Origin of the sequence: Nocardioides mangrovicus, assembly GCF_003674065.1 — a bacterium.
In the GTDB taxonomy this organism is placed as follows: domain Bacteria; phylum Actinomycetota; class Actinomycetes; order Propionibacteriales; family Nocardioidaceae; genus Marmoricola; species Marmoricola mangrovicus.
The window spans coordinates 506,542-527,367 of record NZ_RDBE01000001.1 but is presented as its reverse complement, the minus strand read 5'-3'; the positions used below and the strand labels follow the sequence as shown (position 1 = coordinate 527,367).

Genomic DNA, 20,826 nt, shown 5'->3' with positions numbered 1-20,826 from the left:
CAGTACCGTCCTTGCGGTGAGGTTGGTCAGCGCCGTGCTCGCCGCAGCGGCCGGCCCGCGCACCGCGATGCGGCTGGCCGGCCCGCGTCGCGAGCTCTCGATCGTCCACCGCGGCCACGACGCGCTCTACCTCGACCTGGGCGGCTGGTGCCTGGGCGTCGTACGGCCTCCCGCCGTGCAGGTGCCGTGCGCGCTGGTGCTGGGTCCCGACGCCGAGATCGACCTGGCGGGCGTCGAGACCGCCACCGCGGACGACTCCGAGCTGGAGCTGGACGGGGTACGGGTCAGGATCGCGCGCTTCCGCGACGTCCGCGTGCCGAGGATCACCGCGATCCACCCCGAGGCGGCCGCCGTCCTGAGCGCTCACGCGAGCCCAGCGTCCGAGGAGCTGGGCGAGGTCAGCGATCCCGTCTCCCTCGTCGGCCGCGGCAGCGGGCTCACCCCCCTCGGCGACGACGTGCTCGCCGGCCGCCTCGCGACGTCATACGCCCTGGGCGTCCCGGCGACCGTTCCGTATGACGTCCGGGGTGCCACCACCCTGCTCTCGGCCACCCTGGTGGACTGCGCGGCCCGCGGCGAGGTGCTGCCGCAGTTCCGCGACGTCGTGGTCGGCCTCGGCGACCCCGCGAGCCTCGGTGCGGCAGCCGAGCGACTGGCGGCGGTCGGCCACACCTCGGGCGCGGGTCTGCTGCTGGGCGCCAGCCTGGAGCTCGAGCACGGAGGGCTGGCGGCATGAGCACGCACGTCGAGGTCCGTCCCGGCGCCTACGCCGACTCCGTCGCGCTGCTGCAGGTCAGTCGCGAGGTGCAGCAGGTCGCCGGCGTCGCCGCGGCCCAGGTGGCGATGGCCACGGCCCTCAACCTCGAGGTGCTGGCGAAGATGGGCTTCGACCTGCCCGCCTCCACCCCGAACGACATGGTGGTGGCGATCCGGCTCGACGACGACGCGGCGCTCGGGGCTGCGCTGGCCGCCGTCGAGACCGCCCTGACCCGCCGCAGCCGGAGCACCGAGACGGCGACCGAGCCGCACCGCACCACCGCCACCGCCCTCCTCGACGCTCCCGGCGCGATCGTGCTGGTCAGCACGCCCGGCGCCAGCGCGGCCGTGGAGGCGATGGACGCGCTGGCGGCAGGGCACGACGTCATGCTCTTCAGCGACAACGTGCCGGTCGCGCACGAGGTGGCACTCAAGACGTACGCCGCGCAGCACGGGCTGCTGGTGATGGGCCCCGACTGTGGCACCGCGGTGGTCGACGGGCTCGGGCTGGGCTTCGCCAACGCCGTCGAGCCGGGGCCGGTCGGCATCGTCGCGGCCTCGGGCACCGGCTGCCAGCAGGTGCTCTGCCTGCTCGACCACGCCGGCGTCGGCGTGACCCACGCGCTGGGCGTGGGCGGGCGCGACCTGAGCGCCGAGATCGGGGGCGCCGCCACCCGCGAGGCGCTGCGCCGGCTCGACGCCGACCCGGCCGTCGAGCGGATCGTCGTGGTCTCCAAGCCACCGGCACCCGAGGTCGCAGCAGACCTGGAGCAGTACGCAGCGGGACTGGGCACCCCGGTCTCCTGGGCCCTGCTGGGCGCGGGCCGCCTCGACCTGACCGCGGCGTCGGAGGACCTGCTCGCCGAGAAGCCGACCTGGCCGGTGGACGGACAGGCACGGCCGAGCGCGGGCCCGGTCCGCGGCTACTACGTGGGCGGCACGCTGGCGGCCGAGGCCCGCCAGATCCTGGACGAGGGCGCGGAGGTGATCGACTTCGGCGACGACGAGTACACCCGCGGCCGGGCCCATCCGATGATCGACCCCACCCTGCGGCTGGAGCGCATCGCAGAGGTCGGCGACGGCGTGCTGCTGCTCGACGTCGTGCTCGGCCACGGCGCCGAGCCCGATCCCGCCGAGCGGCTCGCCCCGGCCGTCCGGGCCGCCGTCGAGCGCGGCGTAGCCGTGGTCGTCGCCTGCGTGGGCACCCGCCACGACCCGCAGCACCGCGAGCGCCAGGTGGCCGCGCTGGTCGAGGTCGGCGCCGAGGTGCACCTCTCCCACGCGGGCGCCGCCCGCCGAGCCCTGGAGGTCAGCCGTGGTTGACGTCGTCAGCGTCGGCACCGACGTCCTCGCCGACGCCGTCGCCGAGCAGGCCGCCGGCGTCGAGCGGGTCGACTGGCGACCGCCCGTGCCCGGCACCGAGGACGACCTGGCCACCGTCGCGCTGGACCCGCTACGACCGGGCGCGAACGAGCAGGCACTGGCCGCGATGCTGGCGGTGCAGGCCCGGCTGGTCGACGTCCGCCCCGCCGGCGAGGTGCTCGGCCTGGAGCCGGGGCGGTTCCTGCACGCCGGGCCGCCGATCGCCTGGGAGCAGGCGTCCGGCCCGCTGCGTGGCGCACTGATGGGCGCCGCCGCGCTGGAGGGGCTGGTCGAGGACCCGGAGGACGCCGCCGAGCGGTTCGCCCGCGGCGACTTCACCCTCGAGCCGTGCCACCACCACGCCTCGGTCGGGCCGATGGCCGGCGTCGTCTCCCCCAGCATGTGGATGTGGGTGCTCGAGGACCCCGCCAGCGGCCGGCGCACGCACTGCACCCTGAACGAGGGACTGGGCAAGGTGCTGCGCTACGGCGCCTACTCCCCCGAGGTGATCGAGCGGCTGCGGTGGATGAACGACGTGCTCGGGCCGTGGCTGCGGGTCGGGGTGACACAGAGCGAGCCCGTCGACGTCACCGGGATCCTCACCCAGATGCTGCAGATGGGCGACGAGGCCCACAACCGCAACCGCGCCGGCACGCTGATGCTGCTGCGCGACCTGATGCCGGCGATGATCCGCGCCGAAGGCGACCAGTCCGACCAGGCCGACCTGGCCGAGGTGGTCCGCTTCGTCGGCGCCAACGACCACTTCTTCCTCAACCTGGCCATGCCGGCCTGCAAGCTGGCCCTCGACGCCGCCCGCGACATCGAGGGCTCGACGATGGTCGTCGCCATGGCTCGCAACGGCACCGAGTTCGGCATCCAGACCGCCGGCACGGGCGAGGAGTGGTTCACCGGCCCCGCGCAGGTGGCCGACGGCCTCTTCCTCGGCGACTACGGCCCCGAGGACGCCAACCCCGACATCGGCGACTCCGCGATCACCGAGACCGCCGGGCTCGGCGGGTTCGCGATGGCCACGGCGCCGGCCATCGTCCGGCTGGTCGGCGGCACCGTGCCCGACGCGCTGGCCACCACCCGCCGGATGCGCGAGATCACGCTGGGCGAGAACCCGCGCTGGAGCATCCCGGTGCTCGACTTCGACGGCACCCCGAGCGGCATCGACGTCGCCCGCGTGTGCCGGACCGGCATCCTGCCGCAAATCAACACCGGCATGGCCGGAGCGGTCGCCGGCGTCGGCCAGGTCGGCGCCGGACTGGTCACGCCGCCGGCGGAGATCTTCCCGGCGGCGCTGGCCGCACTCGCCGCCCGCACCCGGGCCCGGGTGCGGTAGACAGAGGTCATGTCCCTGACCTCCCTGGGCGGGTCCGAGGTCCACACCTCGGGTGACCTGCCCGCCGTCGGTACGGTCGCACCGGCCTTCACGCTCAGCGCCGAGGACCTCTCCGACGTCCGTCTCCCCACCACCGGCCGCACCGTGCTCAACGTCTTCCCCAGCGTCGACACCTGGGTGTGCGCGGCCAGCGTCCGCCGCTTCAACGAGCTCGCCGCGGGACTCGCCGAGACCACGGTGCTGTGCGTGTCGATGGACCTGCCGTTCGCGATGAACCGCTTCTGCGGCGCCGAGGGCATCGACAACGTCAAGGTGGCCTCGGCGTTCCGCTCCGACTTCGGCCAGACGTACGGCGTCACGATGACCGACGGCCCGATGCGGGGGCTGTTCGCCCGCGCGGTGCTGGTGCTCGACGACGACGCCACGGTGCTGCACGCCCAGCTGGTGCCCGACATCGGCTCCGAGCCCGACTACGACGCCGCGGTGGCGGCCCTGCGGGACTGAGGTGTTCGGTCGGCTCCGGCGACGCTCGGGCGGCTCGGACCACCGGCTCGACGTGCTCATCGTCTTCCGGCTGCTGCTGGAGCGGGCACCCGGCCCCAAGGAGCAGCAGACCTTCCTCACCGGCCTCGGTGAGGGACGTGGACTCCCCTGGGCGGCGCAGCGGGTGGCCAACAAGCCGGAGTACGCCGAGCGCCTCGGCGAGCGGGACCGGTTCGACACCGTGACAGACCGGGCCCAGCGACGGCCGGCCACCGCCGCGGAGCGCACCCAGGGCCTGCCGGAGACGGTCGCGGCCCTGGTCGCCGACCCTGGAGTGCGCGCCCAGTACTCCGAGCTGGAGCTGGAGTCCCCGCGCGGCATCGACCCGGCCCACCCGCAGACCTACCGCCGCTGGCTCGAGCACCACCGGTCGTGGCGGGCGGCCACCGCGCCCCCACCGGCACCGGGACTGCTCACCCTGATCCCTGCCGACGCCGACTGGGAGGCGGCGGTGGCGGCCGCCACCGGCCGCTTCGTCGCGCTGCTGGAGCCGGGGCAGCAGCTGGATCCCGACGTCGAGGCCTGGCTGGGCCCGCACGCCGACGCCGACGTGCTGCTCACCGACGGCGACCAGGCCGACGGCCCGGTGCTGCGCGCCGCCTGGGACCCCGACGAGGCACGGTCACGGCCGCCGGCCGGCCTGGTCGCGGTGCGTCGCGAGCTGGCGGCGCAGTGCCGTCTCGACCCCGACGCGCCGGCGTGGAGCCTGGTGCGTCAGATCGCCGGCCGGACCCCGCCGCCGGACGTCCGCCGCGTGCCCGGCGTGTTCCTGCACTCCCCCGGCGGCCCGGCACCGCACGTCCGCGTCCACCATCGGCTGCCAGACCCCGCGCCGCTGGTCACGATCATCATCCCCACCCGCGACCGGGCCGACCTGCTCGGCGCCTGCCTTGAGGCTCTGCTGCACCGCACCGACTACCCGCGGTTGGAGGTGCTGGTGCTCGACAACGAGAGCGTCGAACCGGCCACGGCCGACCTGCTGGCCGAGCTCTCCGCCGACCCGCGGGTGCGCGTCGTGGAGCAGCCCGGCGGCTTCAACTGGTCGGCCTTCAACAACCGCGGGGTCTCGCTGGCACGCGGCGAGGTCGTCGTGCTGCTCAACAACGACACCGTCGCGCTGGACCCGGACTGGCTCACCGAGCTGGTCGGTCATGCCGTCCGCCCCGACGTGGGGGCCGTGGGCGCCAAGCTGCTCTACGAGGACGGCAGCGTCCAGCACGCCGGGATGAGCGTCGGTCCGGCGGCCCTCACCCCACACTTGTTCCGTCACGAGCCCGCGGACTCGACCGTCGCGGGCGGCGCGCTGCTCGACGTCCGCACGGTCGGGTCGGTCACCGGCGCCTGCCTGGCGATGCGTCGCGAGGTGTTCGAGCAGGTCGGCGGGCTGGAGCAGGACGAGCTGCGCGTCACCTACAGCGACGTCGACCTGTGCCTGCGCGTGCGCGCGGCCGGGCTGCGCGTGGTGTGGACGCCGTTCGCCCGGCTCACGCACCTGGCCAACGCCACCCGCGACACCACCACGCCGGAGGAGAAGCCGCGCGTGGAGCGTGAGCGGGCCTACCTGCGCCGCACCTGGGGCGAGCTCGTCGAGTTCGATCCGTGGCTCTCGCCCTACTTGGTCAACCGCGACGGTGCGCCGCTGTTGGCGTGGCGCCCTCGTCCAGCGGGTCGTCCGGGAACCACACCGCCCGGCTGAGGTCGACCCGGCCGGATGCCCGCAGCGGCGTGCCCTCGGCCAGGTACGCCTGCCGTGCCTCGTCGCCGTGCGAGGGCGGCAGCGAGCCGTCGGCTCGCACCACCCGCCACCACGGCACACCGCCGCCGTCGGTGGCCATCACGTTGCCCACCAGACGGGGGCCGCTGCCGACGACCTCGGCGATCAGGCCGTAGGTGGTGACCCGCCCGGCCGGCACCTGCTCGACGATCGAGAGCACGCGCTCGACGTACTCCTCGGTGCGGCTGACCACACCGAGGAGTGTGCCCCGTCGTCAGAGGATGGGGTCGAAGGGCTCGGTGCCGTCGACCAGCTGCAGGCCGCTGATCCCAGAGTGCTCCTGGGCGAAGGCGAGCTCCTTGGCCAGGTCGCCGATGTTGTTCGACGCCGGGAGCGGTGCCAGCCCGAGGGTGGAGAGCACGCCGATCGCCTTGCCGTCGGCGCTCATGAAGCCGCTTCCGGAGTCGCCCGGGATGCCGGGGGTGACGGTGTAGAGCGGGTGCGACCAGCCGCCGTCGGCGGCGTCGTCGCCCAGGCTGATGCCGGTGTGCGGCGAGAGCGGCGAGAGGCCCGCGCGCAGCGAGGAGTTGCCGTAGGTCCAGACCCGGTCGCCGGCGGCGGTGCCGTCGGTGTCGATGCCGGTGGGACCGCCCCAGAACGGCACCGACGGGTTCACCTTGGAGACGTCGGCGGCGTCGACCTTGACCAGCGCCAGGTCGTTGTAGGCGCAGGTGTTGGCGTCGGTGGTGCCGAGCGCGCGCTCAGTGATCCAGGAGCTGTAGGCCAGCGTGCCGTGCCCGACGATGGTGCCCTCGGAGACCAGGTTGCCGTCGTTGGTGAAGTCGACCTGGGTGCCCAGCGGCACCGACGCGGTGTCGCAGCCGTTGGTGTCGGTCGAGGAGCCGGTGCCCGCGCAGTGGGCGGCGTAGCCGACGTAGACGTCGCCGGCGGCGTCGCTGTAGACGAAGTTCGCCGTGCACTGGGCGCCGTCGGTGTACATCATCGTGCCGGGGTGAATCAGCGCCGAGTCGGCCGGCGCCCAGGTGGGTGCGGCCTGCGCGGTGGTGGTGCCTGCGGTGACGGCGGCCCCAGCGAGCGCGACGGCTGAAGCGGCGGCCAGGACGAGTCGAGTGCGACGCATACCGGCCCCAACGAGGGCGGCGGGTCGAGGTTACGCGTCAGTAGCTGGGCTGGCTGGGGTCGATCTGGTTCACCCAGGCCACCACGCCGCCGCCGACGTGCACGGCGTCGGAGTAACCGGCGCCCTTGAGCACCGCGAGCGCCTCGGCCGAGCGCACACCCGACTTGCAGTGCAGCACGATCGGCTTCCCGGAGTCGGAGCTGGGCAGCTGCTCGAAGGCGTTGCCGTTGAGGAACTCGCCCTTGGGGATCAGCACCGATCCGGGGATCTGGTTGATCTCGTACTCGTTGGGCTCGCGGACGTCGACGAGCAGGAAGTCCCGCGTGCCCTCGGCGCGCTCCTTGAGCATGTGCTCCAGCGTGGTCACCGAGATGGTGGCGTCGGCGGCGGCCTCGGCGGCCTCGTCGGAGACGGCGCCGCAGAAGGTCTCGTAGTCGATCAGGCCGGTGACGGTGGGATTCTCCCCGCACAGCGCGCAGTTCGGGTCCTTGCGGACCTTGAGCTTGCGCCACTCCAGCTCGAGGGCGTCGTAGATGACCAGCTGGCCGACGGCGGGCTCGCCGATGCCGGTGATGAGCTTGATGGCCTCGTTGACCTGGATGGAGCCGATGCTGGCGCACAGCACGCCCAGCACGCCGCCCTCGGCGCAGCTGGGCACCATGCCGGGCGGCGGCGGCTCGGGGTAGAGGCAGCGGTAGCACGGCGCGTCGTCGGCGAGGGTGGGCGCGAAGACGCTGGCCTGGCCGTCGAAGCGGTAGATCGAGCCCCACACGTAGGGGATGCCGAGGAAGTACGCGGCGTCGTTGACCATGTAGCGCGTCGCGAAGTTGTCCGTGCCGTCGACGATGAGGTCGTAGCCGCGGAAGATCTCCATGACGTTGTCGTTGTCGAGCCGCTCGTTGTGCACGACGACCTCGACGTAGGGGTTCGTCTCGGCGATCGACTCCTTCGCCGAGATCGCCTTCGGCTTGCCGATGTCGGACTGGCCGTGGATCACCTGGCGCTGCAGGTTCGACTCGTCGACCTCGTCGAACTCGGCGATGCCGAGGGTCCCGACGCCGGCCGCGGCCAGGTAGAGCAGCGCCGGGCTGCCCAGCCCGCCGGCGCCGATGACCAGCACCTTGGCGTTCTTGAGCCGCTTCTGCCCGCTCATCCCGACGTCCGGGATGATCAGATGCCGGCTGTAGCGCCGCACCTCGTCGATGCTCAGCTCGTCGGCGGGTTCGACCAGAGGGGTCACGTCAGCAGTCCTTCGCAGTGGAGTCCTTGCGATGCACCCAACAGCGGTGCTCGGCTCCATGTTCCCGCAGTGGTGGGTGCCCGACCGGGCACCGACCGCGATCCGGACTGACGGGTAGGGTTCGCGGCGTGGCGACAGCAGACGGCGCGACGCGCACGGCCCGGGGCGTACGACTGCCCCGCGGCGCTCGCCGGCGCCAGTTGCTGCAGGCCGCGCTCGAGGTCTTCGCCGAGCAGGGCTACCACGCCGCCGCCATGGACGAGATCGCCGACCGGGCCGGGGTCTCCAAGCCGGTGCTCTACCAGCACTTCCCCGGCAAGCTGGAGCTCTACCTCGCGCTGCTGGACACCTCCTGCGACACGATCATCGACTCCTCGCGCCGTGCGCTGGCCTCCACCGAGGACAACAAGGAGCGCGTCGCGGCGACGATGAGCGCCTTCTACGACTACGTCGCAGCCGCCGAGGGCGCCTTCCGGCTGGTCTTCGAGTCCGACCTGACCAACGAGCCGGCCGTCCGCGAGCGCGTCGACCGCGTCACCCGCGAGTGCGCGGCGCTGACCGCCGAGGTCATCCGCGAGGACACCGGCCTGCCCGACGAGCCCGCCCATCTGCTGGCGGTCTCGCTGGTGGGAATGGCCCAGGTCAGTGCGCGTTACTGGTTGGCGCAGGGGTCGAAGCTCTCCCGCGACGACGCCGTGGCGCTGGTCTCCGGACTGGCCTGGCGCGGCATCCGCGGCTACCCCCGCAACGACGAGCACTGACCACACCCACCCACGTATCAGGAGGTCCTCCCATGGAGGTCAAGATCGGCGTCCAGAACGCCCCCCGCGAGCTGTCCATCGACACCGACCTCGACGCCGACGGCATCGAGAAGATGGTGGCCAAGGCCATCGCCGACAACGGCGTCGTGGCCCTCTCCGACGCTCGCGGGCGCCGCATCGTGGTGCCCGCCGACCGGCTCGCCTACGTCGACGTCACCACCAGCGTCACCGGCACCGTCGGGTTCCGCGGCTAGCAGCGGGTAGACTGGCGCTCGACGTCCAGGCATCCCGACGCATCTCACCCGAGCCGCGGAGCCGGGTGACCACACCGGGAACGGTGTGAAGCTCCACCACCAAGCGAGGCTTGAGCGTCTTTCTCCGACCTACGCACGAGAGAGCGTGACCACGCTTGACCACCTTCCGAGAGCTCGGGGTGCTCCCCGAGATCGCCGACGCGCTCGAGCGCGTCGGCATCGTCACCCCGTTCGCCATCCAGGAGATGACCCTGTCGGTCGCCCTGATGGGCACCGACCTGATCGGCCAGGCCCGCACGGGCACCGGCAAGACCCTCGCCTTCGGCATCCCCGTGCTGCAGCGCACGGTCGCCCCCCACGACCCCGACTACGCCGAGCTGGTCGCCCCCGGCAAGCCGCAGGCCCTGGTCGTCGCCCCCACCCGTGAGCTCGCGCTCCAGGTGTCGGGCGACCTGGCCCTGGCCGGCGCGGACCGCAAGATCCGCGTGCTCACCGTCTACGGCGGCGTGCCCTACGAGCCGCAGCTGGACGCCCTGTCCGCCGGCGTCGACGTCGTCGTCGGCACGCCGGGCCGGCTGATCGACTTGATGAACCGCCGCTCGCTCGACATCAGCCACGTCAAGGCGCTGGTGCTCGACGAGGCCGACGAGATGCTCGACCTGGGCTTCCTGCCCGACGTGGAGCGGATCATCCGCAGCACGCCCGAGACCCGGCAGACCATGCTGTTCTCGGCCACCATGCCGGCCGCGATCGTCGCCCTGGCGCGCATGCACATGCGCCACCCGATGAACATCCGGGCCGAGTCGTCGTACGAGAACGCCACCGTGCCCGCCACGGCGCAGTTCATCTACCAGGCCCACGACCTGGACAAGCCCGAGATGCTCGGCAAGATGCTGCAGGCCGAGGACTCCGGGCTCACCATCGTCTTCACCCGCACCAAGCGGCAGGCCCAGCGCGTGGCCGACGACCTCTCCGACCGCGGCTTCGACTCCAGCCCGTTGCACGGCGACATGGCCCAGACGGCCCGCGAGAAGGCGCTGACCCGGTTCCGCGAGGGCAAGCTGCGCGTGCTGGTGGCCACCGACGTCGCCGCTCGCGGCATTGACGTCTCCGGCGTCACCCACGTCGTGAACTACACCTGCCCCGAGGACGAGAAGACCTACGTCCACCGCATCGGCCGCACCGGCCGCGCGGGCGCCTCCGGCGTCGCCGTCACCTTCGTCGACTGGTCGGACCTGCACCGCTGGAAGATGATCAACAAGGCGCTGGACCTGCCCTTCGACAACGTGCTCGAGACGTACTCCAGCTCGGAGAACTTCCTGCACGACATGGGCATCCCGCCCGGCACCAAGGGCCGCATCAAGCCCCCGTCGGAGCGCCCCAGGACCGACGACAAGCCGGCCCGCGGCGGCAACGGTGGCAGCAAGGGTGGCGGCGGCCGCTCACGGTCACGAGGCGGTCAGCGGTCCGAGCGGTCCGAGCGGTCCGAGGCCCCGGCGGCTGCCGCCGACGGCGACCAGCCCCGCAAGAGCCGCAACCGGCGTCGCCGCCGCACCCGTGGCGGCCAGGCGAGCGGCCAGACCAGCAGCCAGACCAGCGGTCAGGCCACCACCGAGACCTGAGTCCCCACGGGGGCGAAGTTCCACAGCTGGATCGCGTCGGGCCGGTACTGCCGGATGCACCCGTGCGACTGCGGCGTGCCCAGCTGGGCCGTGGTCTGCACGTAGTGCCCGTGGTCGACCGGGATGTCGTGGAAGCCGATCGCGGCGTTCTGGCCGCGGGTGAAGCGGACGAAGTACTGCATGGTGCCGGAGTCCTCGACGCCGACGGCGTGCCGCGAGCGCGAGTAGACGCGGTAGCGGCCCGGCTTGAGGTTGTCGGTGACGCTGCCGGAGACCAGGTAGCTGCGCACGACCGACCCGTTCGCGCCGACCAGCCAGACCCGCTGGTCGGACATGTCGAAGACGACGCGCTTGCCGGCGCCGCTGCCGGCGGGCAGGGCGACGGTCGCGGTGCTGCCGTCCTGGTCGGTCGCCTCGTGGCGGGCGCTGGCCTCGACCGCAACGCCCGCACGTTGCGGCGTCGCCGTGCTCATCGCCCGCTCGGCGCGCAGCATCGTCGAGCCGACCCGGGTCTGCTGCGGTGCGCCCTCGGCCGAGACCGGCCCGAAGGTGCCCATGCCGGACAGGAACGCGAACAGCGTCGTGCCGGTGGCGACCAGCAGCGCGGTCATCCGGTCGTAGCGGACGCGGGAGCGTGCGGCCACGCTCACGCCCTCCCGGCGAGCCCGGCGGCCACCTCGCGGTAGGCCTGTGCTCCCTTGGTGCTCCGCGCGGTGCGCAGGATGGAGCGGCCCGCCGCGGGCGCCTCGGCGAAGCGGATCGACTTGGGGATCGGCGGCTCGACCACCGGCAGCGAGTAGGTCTCGGAGATGGTGTCCAAGACGGTGCGCGCGTGGTTGGTGCGGCCGTCGTAGAGGGTGGGCAGGACGCCGAGCACCTCGAGGTCGCGGTTGGTGAACCGCTTGACGTCGTGGACGGTGTCGAGCAGCTGGCCCACACCGCGGTGCGAGAGCGTCTCGCACTGCAGCGGGATCAGCACCGAGTCGGCGGCGGTGAGCGCGGCCACCGTCATCACGCCGAGCGAGGGCGGGCAGTCGAGCACGATCCAGTCGTAGTCGGGCAGGTCCTCCACGATCGAGCGCACGGCGTACTCGCGGCCCGTCCGCGTCAGCAGGTCGGTCTCGGCGCGGGCGAGCTCGATGGTGGCGGGCAGCAGGTCGACGCCGTCGTCGGTGCCCACGATCACCTCGGCAGGCGCGACGCCCTTGGTGAGCACGTGGTGCACCGAGAGCTCGACGTCCTCGGGATCGATGCCCAGGCTGAAGGTCAGGCAGGCCTGCGGGTCGAGGTCGACGAGCAGCACGCGCAGGCCCAGCTCGCCCAGCGCGGCACCCAGCGAGGCGACCGTCGTCGTCTTGGCGACGCCGCCCTTCTGGTTCGCCACGGCGAGCACACGCGCGCTGTCGGTGGAGGACATCGCATCCATGATGCCGTACCGGTCGGTACGAACCTGTCAGGGTGGAGCCATGTCGACCGCTCTCGTCACCGGCCCCACCGCCGGCATCGGGCACGCCTTCGCCCACGCCCTCGCCGCGCGGGGGCACGACGTCGTCCTCGTCGCGCGCGACGAGGAGCGGCTCGAGCAGGTGGCCGCCGAGCTCCGCGACCAGCACGGCGTGGGCACGGAAGTGCTGGTGGCCGACCTCACCGACCGCGAGCAGCTGGCGACCGTCGAGGCCAGACTGGCGGCCGGTGTCGACGTCCTGGTCAACAACGCCGGCTTCGGGCTCAAGGGTCGCTTCCTCGAGCACGGCCTCGAGCGCGAGCAGGCGCAGCTCGACGTGCTCGTGGTCGCCGTCATGCGGCTGCTGCACGCCGCCCTGGGCCCGATGGTCGAGCGCGGCAGCGGCCAGGTCGTCAACGTCTCCTCGGTGGCCGGGTTCTTCCCGCGCGGCAGCTACAGCGCCGCGAAGGCCTATGTCACCAAGCTCAGCGAGTGGGCGCACGCCGAGTACGCCCCCGCCGGGGTGCAGGTGATGGCGATGTGCCCCGGCTTCGTGCGCACCGAGTTCCACCAGCGCATGGACGTCTCACAGTCCTCGGCGCCCCGGCTGCTGTGGCTGGAGGCGGGCGACGTCGTGGCCGAGGCGCTGCACGACCTTCACGCCGGCAAGGCGGTCTGCATCCCGAGCCTGCGCTACAAGGCGATCGTCGCCGGCAGCCGGCTGGTGCCGGGCGTGGTCAAGCAGCGGGCGCAGGTGCTGGGGCGGAAGTAGCGCGGCGAGATGAGCGAGGCGAGCGACCGGATCGCGATCCACGAGCTGATCGACCTGCACGCCCGTGGCGGCGTGCTCGAGGGTGCCCAGGCGATCGCCGAGGCTGCTAGGGCGCTGGGCGAGCGGAACCCGCTGGCGCACCACGTGACCAACATCCTCGTGACCGAGCTCGACGGCGACGTCGCACGAGCGCGGAGAAGGGGGGCTCGCAGTGCTGGCCGATGGCAGGACGGGCTCAGCGCACATCCTCTTGTATGTCGAACATGTGTTCGATAGATTGACCTCATGCCCTCCACCCCCACGCTCCAGCAGCCCGGGCTGCTCGACGAGCTGGACGTGCTGCACCGGCAGGAGCGCGAGGCGCAGACCCGGAAGCTGCTGACGGCCACGGCGTTCGCCCTCGCGAACGCCGACCTCGATCCCGCCCAGGCGGGGCGCGCGGGCCGCGAGCGCCTGGTGCGGCTCGGCGGCGAGGGCACGCCGGCGGTGGCGGAGTTCAGCGGCGCCATGGTCGGTGGCCGGCTGCAGCTCTCCGCCTGGTCGGCCGACCGGCTCATCGCCGACGGCCTCGACCTGCAGTTCCGACTCCCCCACCTCTTCGCCCGGCTGACGGCCTTCGAGGTCGCCGTCGGCCACGCGCGGCTGGTGGCCCGCAAGACGCGTCACCTCAGCCTCGAGCAGGCCGGCCGGGTCGACGCGCGCGCCGCCGAGGTGGCCGACGGCCGGTTGCCGTGGTCGCGGTTCACCGCGCTGGTCGACGCCGCGGTCATCCAGGCCGATCCCGACACCGCCGCCGAGCGCGAGCGCGAGGCGGCCGAGGACGTGTGCGTCCGCTCCTGCCGCCCACTCGGCGACGCGATGGGCGCGCTCTTCGTCCGTGGCCCGGTCGAGGCAACCACCCAGATCGACGCGGCCGTCACCGACATGGCCGCCACCCTTCAGGAGATCGGCTGGGCCGATCCCAGCGTCGACGGCGACTCCGAGCCGGCACGGGTGCAGGAGATCCGGCTGCAGGCGCTGCTGGTGCTCTGCAACCCGGCCGTGGCCGTGGCCGCCATCCACCACCGCGTCGACCGCCAGGCCGGTCGCGAGGTGCCCGGCCTGCACAAGCTCGTCCCCGACGCCTCCACCCTCGTCGCCCGCGCCCAGCTCTACGTCCACCTCGCCCAACAGAGCGCCGAGGACGGCCACGACGGCGTCGCCCGCATCGAGGGTCATGGCCCGGTCTCAGCGGGCTGGGTGCGTCGCCACCTCGGCCTGCGCGCCGGGTTCACCGTCCGGCCGGTCCTCGACCCGCTCCACCAGACCCCGGTCGACGCCTACGAGGTCCCGGCGCGCCACGCCGAGGCCGTCCACCTGATGACGCCGGCCGACATCTTCCCCTTCGCCAGCCGCACTACCCGCGCCGTCGAGATCGACCACACCCGCCCCTACCGCCCCCGGAGCCGGGGTGGCCCACCGGGCCAGTCGCGAATCGGCAACTACGGCCCGATGTCCAGACGCCACCACCGCATCAAGACCCACAGCGACTGGCAGGTCGAGCAGCCCTTCCCGGGCATCTACCTCTGGCGAGATCCCGCCGGCGCGATGTACCTGGTCGACCACACGGGGACGAGGCGGGTGGGGGCGGAGAGTGCGTAGGGCTCCCGGCTCGTCGAGGTCGGGCCGGACGTGGCGAACGTAGGATCGCGCGCGTGCGCCTGGCGTCGGCTGTCCTCGGCTTCGTGTTCCGGAAGACGGGTCTGTTCGCGGCGGTGCTGCTCTCGCTGTTCCTCGGTCTCCTCCTGACATCGGCCCTGGTCCCGGCCCTGCGCAAGGCCGAGGTGGAGCGGCACCGGCTGCAGCAGGTCAGTGAGGAACGAGCGTCCCTGGAGAAGGATCTCGGGAAGCTCAGACGTACGTATGCAGCGGGGCAGACGAAGGCCGTCGGCTCCCTGAAGCCGGCGATCGACGCCGAGATCGACCAGGCGCGCCGCGACGTCGCCCAGAGCAAGCGACAGGTCAGCGATCGACGCAAGGCCCGGGACAAGGTCTGCGGCCCGATCAGGAAGTTCATCGAGAACCACACACCTCTGCCCGACACCTGCAGGGCCAAGCAGAAGCTGTACGACGCGGCGGTCGCGACCGAGCAGACCCTGGAGAAGAACCTCGGCCGGGCCGAGAAGGACGCTGCGATCCTCCGTGACGACGACCTGAGCGCCGAGCAGAAGCTCGACCGGCTGGGCGCGGACGGCGCCCTCTCGCCGCTCGCGCGGCAGATCGACACGCAGGAGTCCAGGCTGGGCCAGAAGAAGGCCGAGGAGAAGAGCCTGCGCGCTGCTCAGGGCTCCTGGTCGGGATGGGTCGTCAACGTGTGGCACCGGTCGTGGAGATGGCTGGTGGTGACCGCACTGCTCCTCGTCCTCATGCCTGGAGTCCTGCGCACCCTCAGCTACTTCGTGCTGATGCCGATGGTGAGCCGGGTGCACAGGCCCATGCAGCTCGCCGGCGGTTCTTCGCATCCGTCCGCCCGCCTGCACACGGCCGAGGCACGGCGAACCCTGACGGTCGAGCTGCCCGTCGGCGAGGTGATGTCGGCGCGGTCGGAGCACGTACGCCCGGTGCGGGGCAAGGTGCGCAGTCGACTGCTCTACGACTGGAGCTCGCCGTTCATCAGCTTCGCGGCCGGGCTCTACGGCCTGAGCCGCATCACCGGCGACGAGCAGGGCACCTCGGCGACCCTGGCCACCCCCAGCGACCCCGACTCCTACCTGATGCGCATCGACTTCGCCGATCACCCGGGCCTGGTGATCCACCCCAAGCACGTCGTGGGTGTCATCGGTGCGCCGGATCTGTACACGCGGTGGCAGTGGGGCATTCAGTCGTTCGCGACCTGGCAGGTGCGCTACATCCTCTTCGCCGGCACCGGCAGCCTCATCGTCCAGGGACTCGGGGACGTCGTGGCCACCAGTCCCGGTGGCAGGTCCACCAGGATGGAGCAGAACCTGGTCATGGGCTTCGACTCGCGCTTGTCCGTCGGCGTGAGACGGACTGAGGTCTTCTGGCCCTACCTGTGGGGCAGGACCCCGCTCGTCGACAGCGACTTCACCGGCCACCACGAGCTCTTCTGGCAGAAGTCCACCGTCGAGGGACCCACGAGCCCGATCGCCAAGACCTTCGACGTCTTCTTCTCCGCGCTCGGCAAGGTGCTGGGCTTCTGAGTCGACTCCCGGCGAGCTCTCACGCAGCGGTCGTCGTGAACGCCTTCATGCCGCTCCCGGCCAGCCAGTCGGTCCAGCTCACGTCGTAGTCGGCGTACCCGTTGTCGCCCTCGGCCTTGCCTCGCGGGGAGCCGGTGATGGTGACCGGGTCGCCCTCCTTGGAGAGCTGGTAGTACCACTGCGCGTCCTTGTAGGAGAGGTGCACGCAGCCGTGCGAGCCGTAGCTGTGGCCGGGGTAGGGGTCGCCGGTGGAGTAGTGCAGGAAGGTGCCGGAGTTGGTGATCCGGACGTCCCAGGGCAGCGTGAGGTCATAGAAGTTCGGGTCGTTCTTGTTGCAGGCGATCTGGACGCTGCAGGAGGTCATGCGCACGGTGCGCGAGGTGCTGACGACGGCCATCGTGCCGTCCCAGGAGGGGAACTCCGGGCTGCCGGCGTCGCTGGGCATGGTGCGGACGACCTTGCCGTTCTTGGTCACCACCGTCTTGTGCTTCTTGACGTAGACGTGGGTCCGCACGTCGGCGCCGACGGTGAAGTTCCGCGTGTAGCTGTGGGTGCCGTAGCGGCCGTAGCCGTCGCCGACGTGGTCGAGCTCGGCGTCCAGGGCGATGGTGGTGCCGGGCTGCCAGAAGCCCTGGGGGCGGAAGTCGACGCGCTGGTCGCCGAACCAGTGCCAGGCGCCGGTGACCGGCACCGACGTGGTCAGCTTCAGGTGCCGCTCGACGCGGGCGCGGGCCGAGGGCTTCACCGGGTCGGTGAAGACGATCGAGATCGGCATGGCGACCCCGACGGTGGTGCCGCTGAGCGGTGCGATGCTGTCGAGCAGCATCGGCGGGCCGGTCGGGTAGACCTTCTTCGTCGGCGAGGCCGAGGGCGACGGGCTGGTCGAGGCGGAGGTCGACGGCGTCACGGTGACGGTGGCCGTGGAGCCGGCCTGCGGCGTCGAGCCGGAGGTGTCGCCGCACGCCGAGGCGGTCAGCAGCAGGACGCCGGCGAGGACGGAGAGCAGGAGGCGGCGAGGGTGCGTCATGTCGTGCCTATTGAATCCCGCGCGTCCAAGCCGGGGCCGCTGCGACACCCGGTCGGCCCGGGCTCACCGCGCGCGGGGGTCGGGCAGGACGTCGCGCCAGGAGTGCTGCGGCTCGTAGCCGAGCAGGTCGCGGGCCTTGTCGATGGCGTAGAAGGTCTCCTCGGGCGCCAGCTCGCGCCGGCACTCGACGCCCGCGTAGAAGCGCCGGCGCAGCTCCTCGGTGGTGGCGGCGACCGAGAGGTCGGCGTTGGCCACGTTGAACACCTGGTAACCCAGCCCGTCGACCTCCAGGCACCGCTGGACCAGCTGGCCGAGGTCGCGCACGTCGATGTAGGCGAACAGGTTGCGACGCCGCAGCGCCGGGTCGTCCAGGAAGGCCGGGAACAGCTCGGCGTACTCCTGCGGCTCGATGACGTTGTTGATCCGCAGCCCGTAGACGTCGAGGCCGGTGCGGGCCTGGAACGACCGGGCGGTCGCCTCGCCGGCGACCTTGGACATCGCGTAGGAGTCCTCGGGCACCGTCGGGTGCTCCTCGTCCACCGGCAGGTAGAGCGGACGACGCTCGCCCTGGGCGAAGCAGACGCCGTACGTCGTCTCCGAGGAGGCGAACACGACCTTGGGCACGCCGAGCCGGGTGGCCGCCTCCAGCACGTGGTAGGTGCTCAGCACGTTCGTCGCGTACGTCGTGCTGTCGGGGACGAGCAGGATGCGCGGCACGGCGGCGAAGTGCACCACCGCGTCGTAGGCCGGCGGCCGGGGCAGGTCCAGCTCGGCCATGGTGGCCAGGCCGGCCAGTGCCGAGTAGGTCTGGCCGGCGTCGGTGAGGTCGACGCGCAGGTCGGACACGTCGGGGTGGTCGAGGGCGACGAGGTCGGCGTTGGTGACCTGATGTCCCCGATGGGCCAGGTAGGGGGCGACGTGCCGGCCGGCCTTGCCGCTGCCGCCGGTGAAGAGGATGCGCATGCCCTGCCCTCTACCCGGCTTCGATGAACGCACGCACCGCGTCGGCCACCATCTGCACCGCGATGGCCGAGAGCAGCAGGCCGGAGATCCGCGTCACCAGCAGCACGCCGCTCTCGCGCAGCAACCGCAGGATGGGCAGCGAGAACCGCATCGCAAGCCACAAGGTGACGTGCACGCCGATGACGCCGAGCCCCACGGCGGAGAAGTCTCCGAACGCGTCGACCTGCCGGGCGAAGACCATCGTCGCGACGATCGCACCGGGGCCGGCCAGCAGCGGCGTGCCCAGCGGCACGAGGGCGACGTTGGTGTTGGCGTTGGCCGTCATCTCCTCCTCCTGCCCGGTCAGCAGCTGCAGGGCGACCAGGAGCAGCAGCAGGCCGCCGGCGGCCTGCAGGGCGGGCAGCGAGATGTGGAGGTAGCCCAGGATCTGCTGGCCGAAGAACCCGAACACCGCGATCACGACGAACGAGACCGTCACCGCCTGCCAGGCGGCCCGCCGCGCCGTCAGCGCCGAGCGGCCGGAGGTCAGCGCCAAGAAGATCGGCACGGTGCCGACCGGGTCCATGATCACGAACAGGGTCACGAAGACCTCGATCATGAGCGTCGCGTTCACCGCGCCCGCTCCCGCAGCCGGGCGTACTCGGCCGGGTCGGTGGTGTTGACGCCCAGCTCGTGGTCGGTCTTGCCGGTGCCGTGGAAGTCGCTGGAGCCCGTGGCCACCAGGTCCATCGACCGCGCCAGGGAACCCAGCTCGGCGCGCTGCTCGGGCGTGTGGTCCTGGTGGTCGACCTCCACGCCGGCCAGCCCCAGCACCGAGAGCCGCGCCAGGTCGTCGGGCTGCAGGGCGCGGGCCCGGCCCCACGGGTGGGCCACCACGGTCGCGCCGCCGGCCTCGGTGAGGATCCTGACGGCGTCCTCGAGCGGGGTGCCGTAGCGCGGGACGTAGCCGACGCCGCCGGGACCCAGCAGCGTCGCGAACGCCTCGTCGCGGTGCCCGACGTAGCCGCGCGCCACCAGTGCGTCGGCCACGTGCGGGCGGCCCAGCACCGCGCCGGACGGGGCCGCGGCCAAGACGTCGGCCTCGGTCAGCTCGTAGCCGGCGTCGGTCAGCCTCGCGACCATCGCCGGCAGCCGGCCCTCGCGTCCGGCCAGGATCCGCTCCAGCTCGGCCACCAGCGGCGGGTGGTCGGGATCGAAGAGGTAGCCCAGCAGGTGCACGCTGCGGCCGCGGAGCTCGGTGCTCATCTCGATCCCCCGCACCAGCTCGACGCCGTGGCGCTCGGCCGCCGCGGCGGCCTCGTCCCACCCGGCGGTGGTGTCGTGGTCGGTCAACGCGACCACCGACAGCCCGGCCTCGGCCGCCTGGGCGACCAGCTCGGCGGGCGACGCCGTGCCGTCGGAGCGGGTGGAGTGCGTGTGGAGGTCGATGCCCCCGGCTGCGCTCACCACGACGCAGGCCGGCCGCCGAAGCCGATCTCGACCGCCTGCGGACCGAACGTCGCGGCGTCGGAGAACAGCCACTCGTCGCGCAGCAGCAGCGCCGCCGAGGCGGGCCGCATCACCAGCCACAGCCAACGGCCGCCGGCCTCGCCGGCGAAGACCGATCGGGCCAGGACGTCGTCGCTCTCGCCGCTGGGCACCGCCCACAGCGGCACCGGCCGCTGGTCGACCCGGATCCGCACCGCGGCGGCGCCGAGCCCCACCGTGGCGCCCGGGTCGGCGGTCCCGGTGCCGGCGAGGCGAGCGCCGAGGCCCACGCCCGGCTCCTCGACCGCGATGGTCACCTCGACGTCGCCGTCGAGCGAGCTGGTGCCGCAGGTGGTGGTCACGGTGGCGAGCGCGCCGGATCCGGTACCCGGGTCGCCGACGCAGCCGTAGTCGGCGACGCGCCAGCCCGGGCTCAGCGGCCAGGGCAGGTAGACCGGCGTCTCCCCGCACCGGCCGAGCACCTCGGCGAAGCCGTCGTAGTCCGGCTGCGCCGCGCGCCACAGCGGAGTCACCTCACCGTGGTCGACGCAGACCCATCCGGTCGAGCTGCGCGGGGCCGGCTGCTGGCAGCGCGGGCACCAGGGAGCAAGGGCCACCGGCCAACGATAGAGCCACCGGGCCGGGTCAGGAGTTCCAGCGCTGGACGACCGGGGACTCCCGCTCGGCGGAGAGCACCGAGATGGTCGCGGTGTCGAGCGCGAAGTGGCAGCCGTCGCGCACCGGCAGCCCCAGCCAGCGAGCGGCCAGCACCCGGCTGGCGTGGCCGTGGCCGAAGGCCAGGCAGCGTCCGCCGTCGGCGCGCACCCGGGCCACGACGCGGTCCAGCCGGTCCCCCACCTGCTCGGCGCTCTCGCCGCCGGGGCACGGGTAGTCCCAGACGGTCCAGCCGGGCACGCTCTCGCGGATCTGCAGGGTGGAGATGCCCTCGTACTCCCCGTACGCCCACTCGGCCAGGTCGTCGTCGACCTCCGCCTCGGGGAACCCCGCCAGCTCCGCCGTCCGCCGCGCCCGCTGGCGCGGGCTGGTGAGCACCAGGTCGAAGTCGACGTCGGCCAGGCGGGGCCGCAGGCTCTCGGCCACCTGCTCGCCCGCCTCGGTCAGCGGCAGCTCGGTGACCGAGGTGTGCCGGCCGTCGCGGCTCCACTCGGTCTCGCCGTGGCGTACCAGCCACAGCTCGGCAGGCGCCGCCGCCAT

The 20,826-nt window shown here is 72.7% G+C and carries 22 protein-coding genes; 11 read left to right on the top strand and 11 right to left on the bottom strand.

Annotated features, from left to right (window positions below):
• The first annotated feature begins 16 nt into the window (after positions 1–16).
• From D9V37_RS02655 to D9V37_RS02635, 5 genes are read left to right on the top strand one after another with little or no spacing between them, the layout of a single operon-like run.
• Positions 17–736 carry an oxamate carbamoyltransferase subunit AllH family protein gene (locus tag D9V37_RS02655; RefSeq protein ID WP_121804548.1) on the top strand — a complete coding sequence of 240 codons (720 nt, stop codon included), beginning with the start codon at positions 17–19 and terminating at the stop codon, positions 734–736.
• Complete coding sequence (locus D9V37_RS02650; protein WP_121804547.1) at positions 733–2,079, top strand: FdrA family protein; 1,347 nt, start codon at positions 733–735, stop codon at positions 2,077–2,079. Before D9V37_RS02655 ends, D9V37_RS02650 begins: the two co-directional genes overlap by 4 nt.
• On the top strand, positions 2,072–3,463 hold the full coding sequence (locus D9V37_RS02645) for a YlbE family protein (protein WP_121804546.1): 1,392 nt from the start codon (positions 2,072–2,074) through the stop codon (positions 3,461–3,463). The genes D9V37_RS02650 and D9V37_RS02645 overlap by 8 nt, the downstream gene beginning before the upstream one ends.
• Before the next feature lie 9 nt (positions 3,464–3,472).
• Complete coding sequence (gene tpx / locus D9V37_RS02640) at positions 3,473–3,967, top strand: thiol peroxidase (protein WP_121804545.1); 495 nt, start codon at positions 3,473–3,475, stop codon at positions 3,965–3,967.
• 1 nt (position 3,968) lies between these two features.
• Entirely contained in the window at positions 3,969–5,702 is a 1,734-nt protein-coding gene (locus tag D9V37_RS02635; RefSeq protein WP_121804544.1) for a glycosyltransferase family 2 protein, read from the top strand.
• Here the strand turns inward: D9V37_RS02635 and D9V37_RS02630 are convergent.
• The 3 genes from D9V37_RS02630 to moeZ are packed head-to-tail and all read right to left on the bottom strand — an operon-like array spanning position 5,626 to position 8,161.
• Positions 5,626–5,973, bottom strand: a complete 348-nt coding sequence (locus D9V37_RS02630; RefSeq protein ID WP_121804543.1) for an MGMT family protein — start codon at positions 5,971–5,973, stop codon at positions 5,626–5,628. The two genes, D9V37_RS02635 and D9V37_RS02630, sit on opposite strands and share 77 nt — an antisense overlap.
• 21 nt (positions 5,974–5,994) lie before the next feature.
• Complete coding sequence (locus tag D9V37_RS02625; RefSeq protein WP_121804542.1) at positions 5,995–6,861, bottom strand: hypothetical protein; 867 nt, start codon at positions 6,859–6,861, stop codon at positions 5,995–5,997.
• A gap of 37 nt (positions 6,862–6,898) precedes the next feature.
• Positions 6,899–8,161 (bottom strand): adenylyltransferase/sulfurtransferase MoeZ, encoded by a 1,263-nt coding sequence (moeZ, locus tag D9V37_RS02620; protein ID WP_121804541.1) that lies wholly within the window; start codon positions 8,159–8,161, stop codon positions 6,899–6,901.
• Between the two features lie 68 nt (positions 8,162–8,229).
• Between moeZ and D9V37_RS02615 the strand changes: the two genes are divergently transcribed.
• The 3 genes from D9V37_RS02615 to D9V37_RS02605 all read left to right on the top strand — a co-directional run bounded on the left by D9V37_RS02615 (position 8,230) and on the right by D9V37_RS02605 (position 10,738).
• Positions 8,230–8,862, top strand: coding sequence for a TetR/AcrR family transcriptional regulator (locus D9V37_RS02615; RefSeq protein WP_232524697.1), 633 nt, complete (start codon positions 8,230–8,232; stop codon positions 8,860–8,862).
• A 32-nt stretch (positions 8,863–8,894) separates the two neighbouring features.
• Complete coding sequence (locus tag D9V37_RS02610) at positions 8,895–9,116, top strand: DUF3107 domain-containing protein (protein WP_121804540.1); 222 nt, start codon at positions 8,895–8,897, stop codon at positions 9,114–9,116.
• A 155-nt stretch (positions 9,117–9,271) separates the two neighbouring features.
• The gene (locus D9V37_RS02605) at positions 9,272–10,738 is read left to right on the top strand and encodes a DEAD/DEAH box helicase (RefSeq protein ID WP_232524696.1); all 1,467 of its coding nucleotides are present in this window, start codon (positions 9,272–9,274) and stop codon (positions 10,736–10,738) included.
• On the opposite strand, the gene D9V37_RS02600 is transcribed toward D9V37_RS02605, so the two are convergent.
• Complete coding sequence (locus D9V37_RS02600; RefSeq protein WP_121804539.1) at positions 10,717–11,382, bottom strand: L,D-transpeptidase; 666 nt, start codon at positions 11,380–11,382, stop codon at positions 10,717–10,719. The genes D9V37_RS02605 and D9V37_RS02600 overlap by 22 nt on opposite strands.
• A 2-nt stretch (positions 11,383–11,384) precedes the next feature.
• The gene (locus tag D9V37_RS02595; RefSeq protein WP_121804538.1) at positions 11,385–12,155 is read right to left on the bottom strand and encodes a ParA family protein; all 771 of its coding nucleotides are present in this window, start codon (positions 12,153–12,155) and stop codon (positions 11,385–11,387) included.
• 49 nt (positions 12,156–12,204) lie between these two features.
• Between D9V37_RS02595 and D9V37_RS02590 the strand changes: the two genes are divergently transcribed.
• The 3 genes from D9V37_RS02590 (at position 12,205) to D9V37_RS20165 (ending at position 16,154) form a co-directional block, all read left to right on the top strand.
• Positions 12,205–12,954 carry an SDR family NAD(P)-dependent oxidoreductase gene (locus D9V37_RS02590; protein WP_121804537.1) on the top strand — a complete coding sequence of 250 codons (750 nt, stop codon included), beginning with the start codon at positions 12,205–12,207 and terminating at the stop codon, positions 12,952–12,954.
• Between the two features lie 285 nt (positions 12,955–13,239).
• Complete coding sequence (locus D9V37_RS02585) at positions 13,240–14,595, top strand: hypothetical protein (protein ID WP_121804536.1); 1,356 nt, start codon at positions 13,240–13,242, stop codon at positions 14,593–14,595.
• A 53-nt stretch (positions 14,596–14,648) separates the two neighbouring features.
• Complete coding sequence (locus tag D9V37_RS20165) at positions 14,649–16,154, top strand: hypothetical protein (RefSeq protein WP_158604358.1); 1,506 nt, start codon at positions 14,649–14,651, stop codon at positions 16,152–16,154.
• A 19-nt stretch (positions 16,155–16,173) separates the two neighbouring features.
• Here D9V37_RS20165 and D9V37_RS02580 read toward each other — a convergent pair whose 3' ends face one another.
• The 6 genes from D9V37_RS02580 to D9V37_RS02555 all read right to left on the bottom strand — a co-directional run bounded on the left by D9V37_RS02580 (position 16,174) and on the right by D9V37_RS02555 (position 20,826).
• Positions 16,174–17,181: a L,D-transpeptidase gene (locus D9V37_RS02580; RefSeq protein WP_121804535.1), complete on the bottom strand. Its 1,008-nt coding sequence runs from the start codon at positions 17,179–17,181 to the stop codon at positions 16,174–16,176.
• A gap of 63 nt (positions 17,182–17,244) precedes the next feature.
• Entirely contained in the window at positions 17,245–18,144 is a 900-nt protein-coding gene (locus D9V37_RS02575; protein WP_121804534.1) for an NAD-dependent epimerase/dehydratase family protein, read from the bottom strand.
• 10 nt (positions 18,145–18,154) lie between these two features.
• Positions 18,155–18,757, bottom strand: a complete 603-nt coding sequence (locus D9V37_RS02570; protein WP_232524695.1) for a MarC family protein — start codon at positions 18,755–18,757, stop codon at positions 18,155–18,157.
• A complete protein-coding gene (locus D9V37_RS02565; protein WP_232524694.1) occupies positions 18,754–19,590 on the bottom strand; it encodes a PHP domain-containing protein in 837 nt (278 codons plus the stop codon). Before D9V37_RS02565 ends, D9V37_RS02570 begins: the two co-directional genes overlap by 4 nt.
• Entirely contained in the window at positions 19,587–20,228 is a 642-nt protein-coding gene (locus D9V37_RS02560) for a DUF6758 family protein (protein ID WP_147455847.1), read from the bottom strand. The genes D9V37_RS02565 and D9V37_RS02560 overlap by 4 nt, the downstream gene beginning before the upstream one ends.
• 28 nt (positions 20,229–20,256) lie before the next feature.
• Positions 20,257–20,826 carry a histidine phosphatase family protein gene (locus D9V37_RS02555; protein WP_121804532.1) on the bottom strand — a complete coding sequence of 190 codons (570 nt, stop codon included), beginning with the start codon at positions 20,824–20,826 and terminating at the stop codon, positions 20,257–20,259.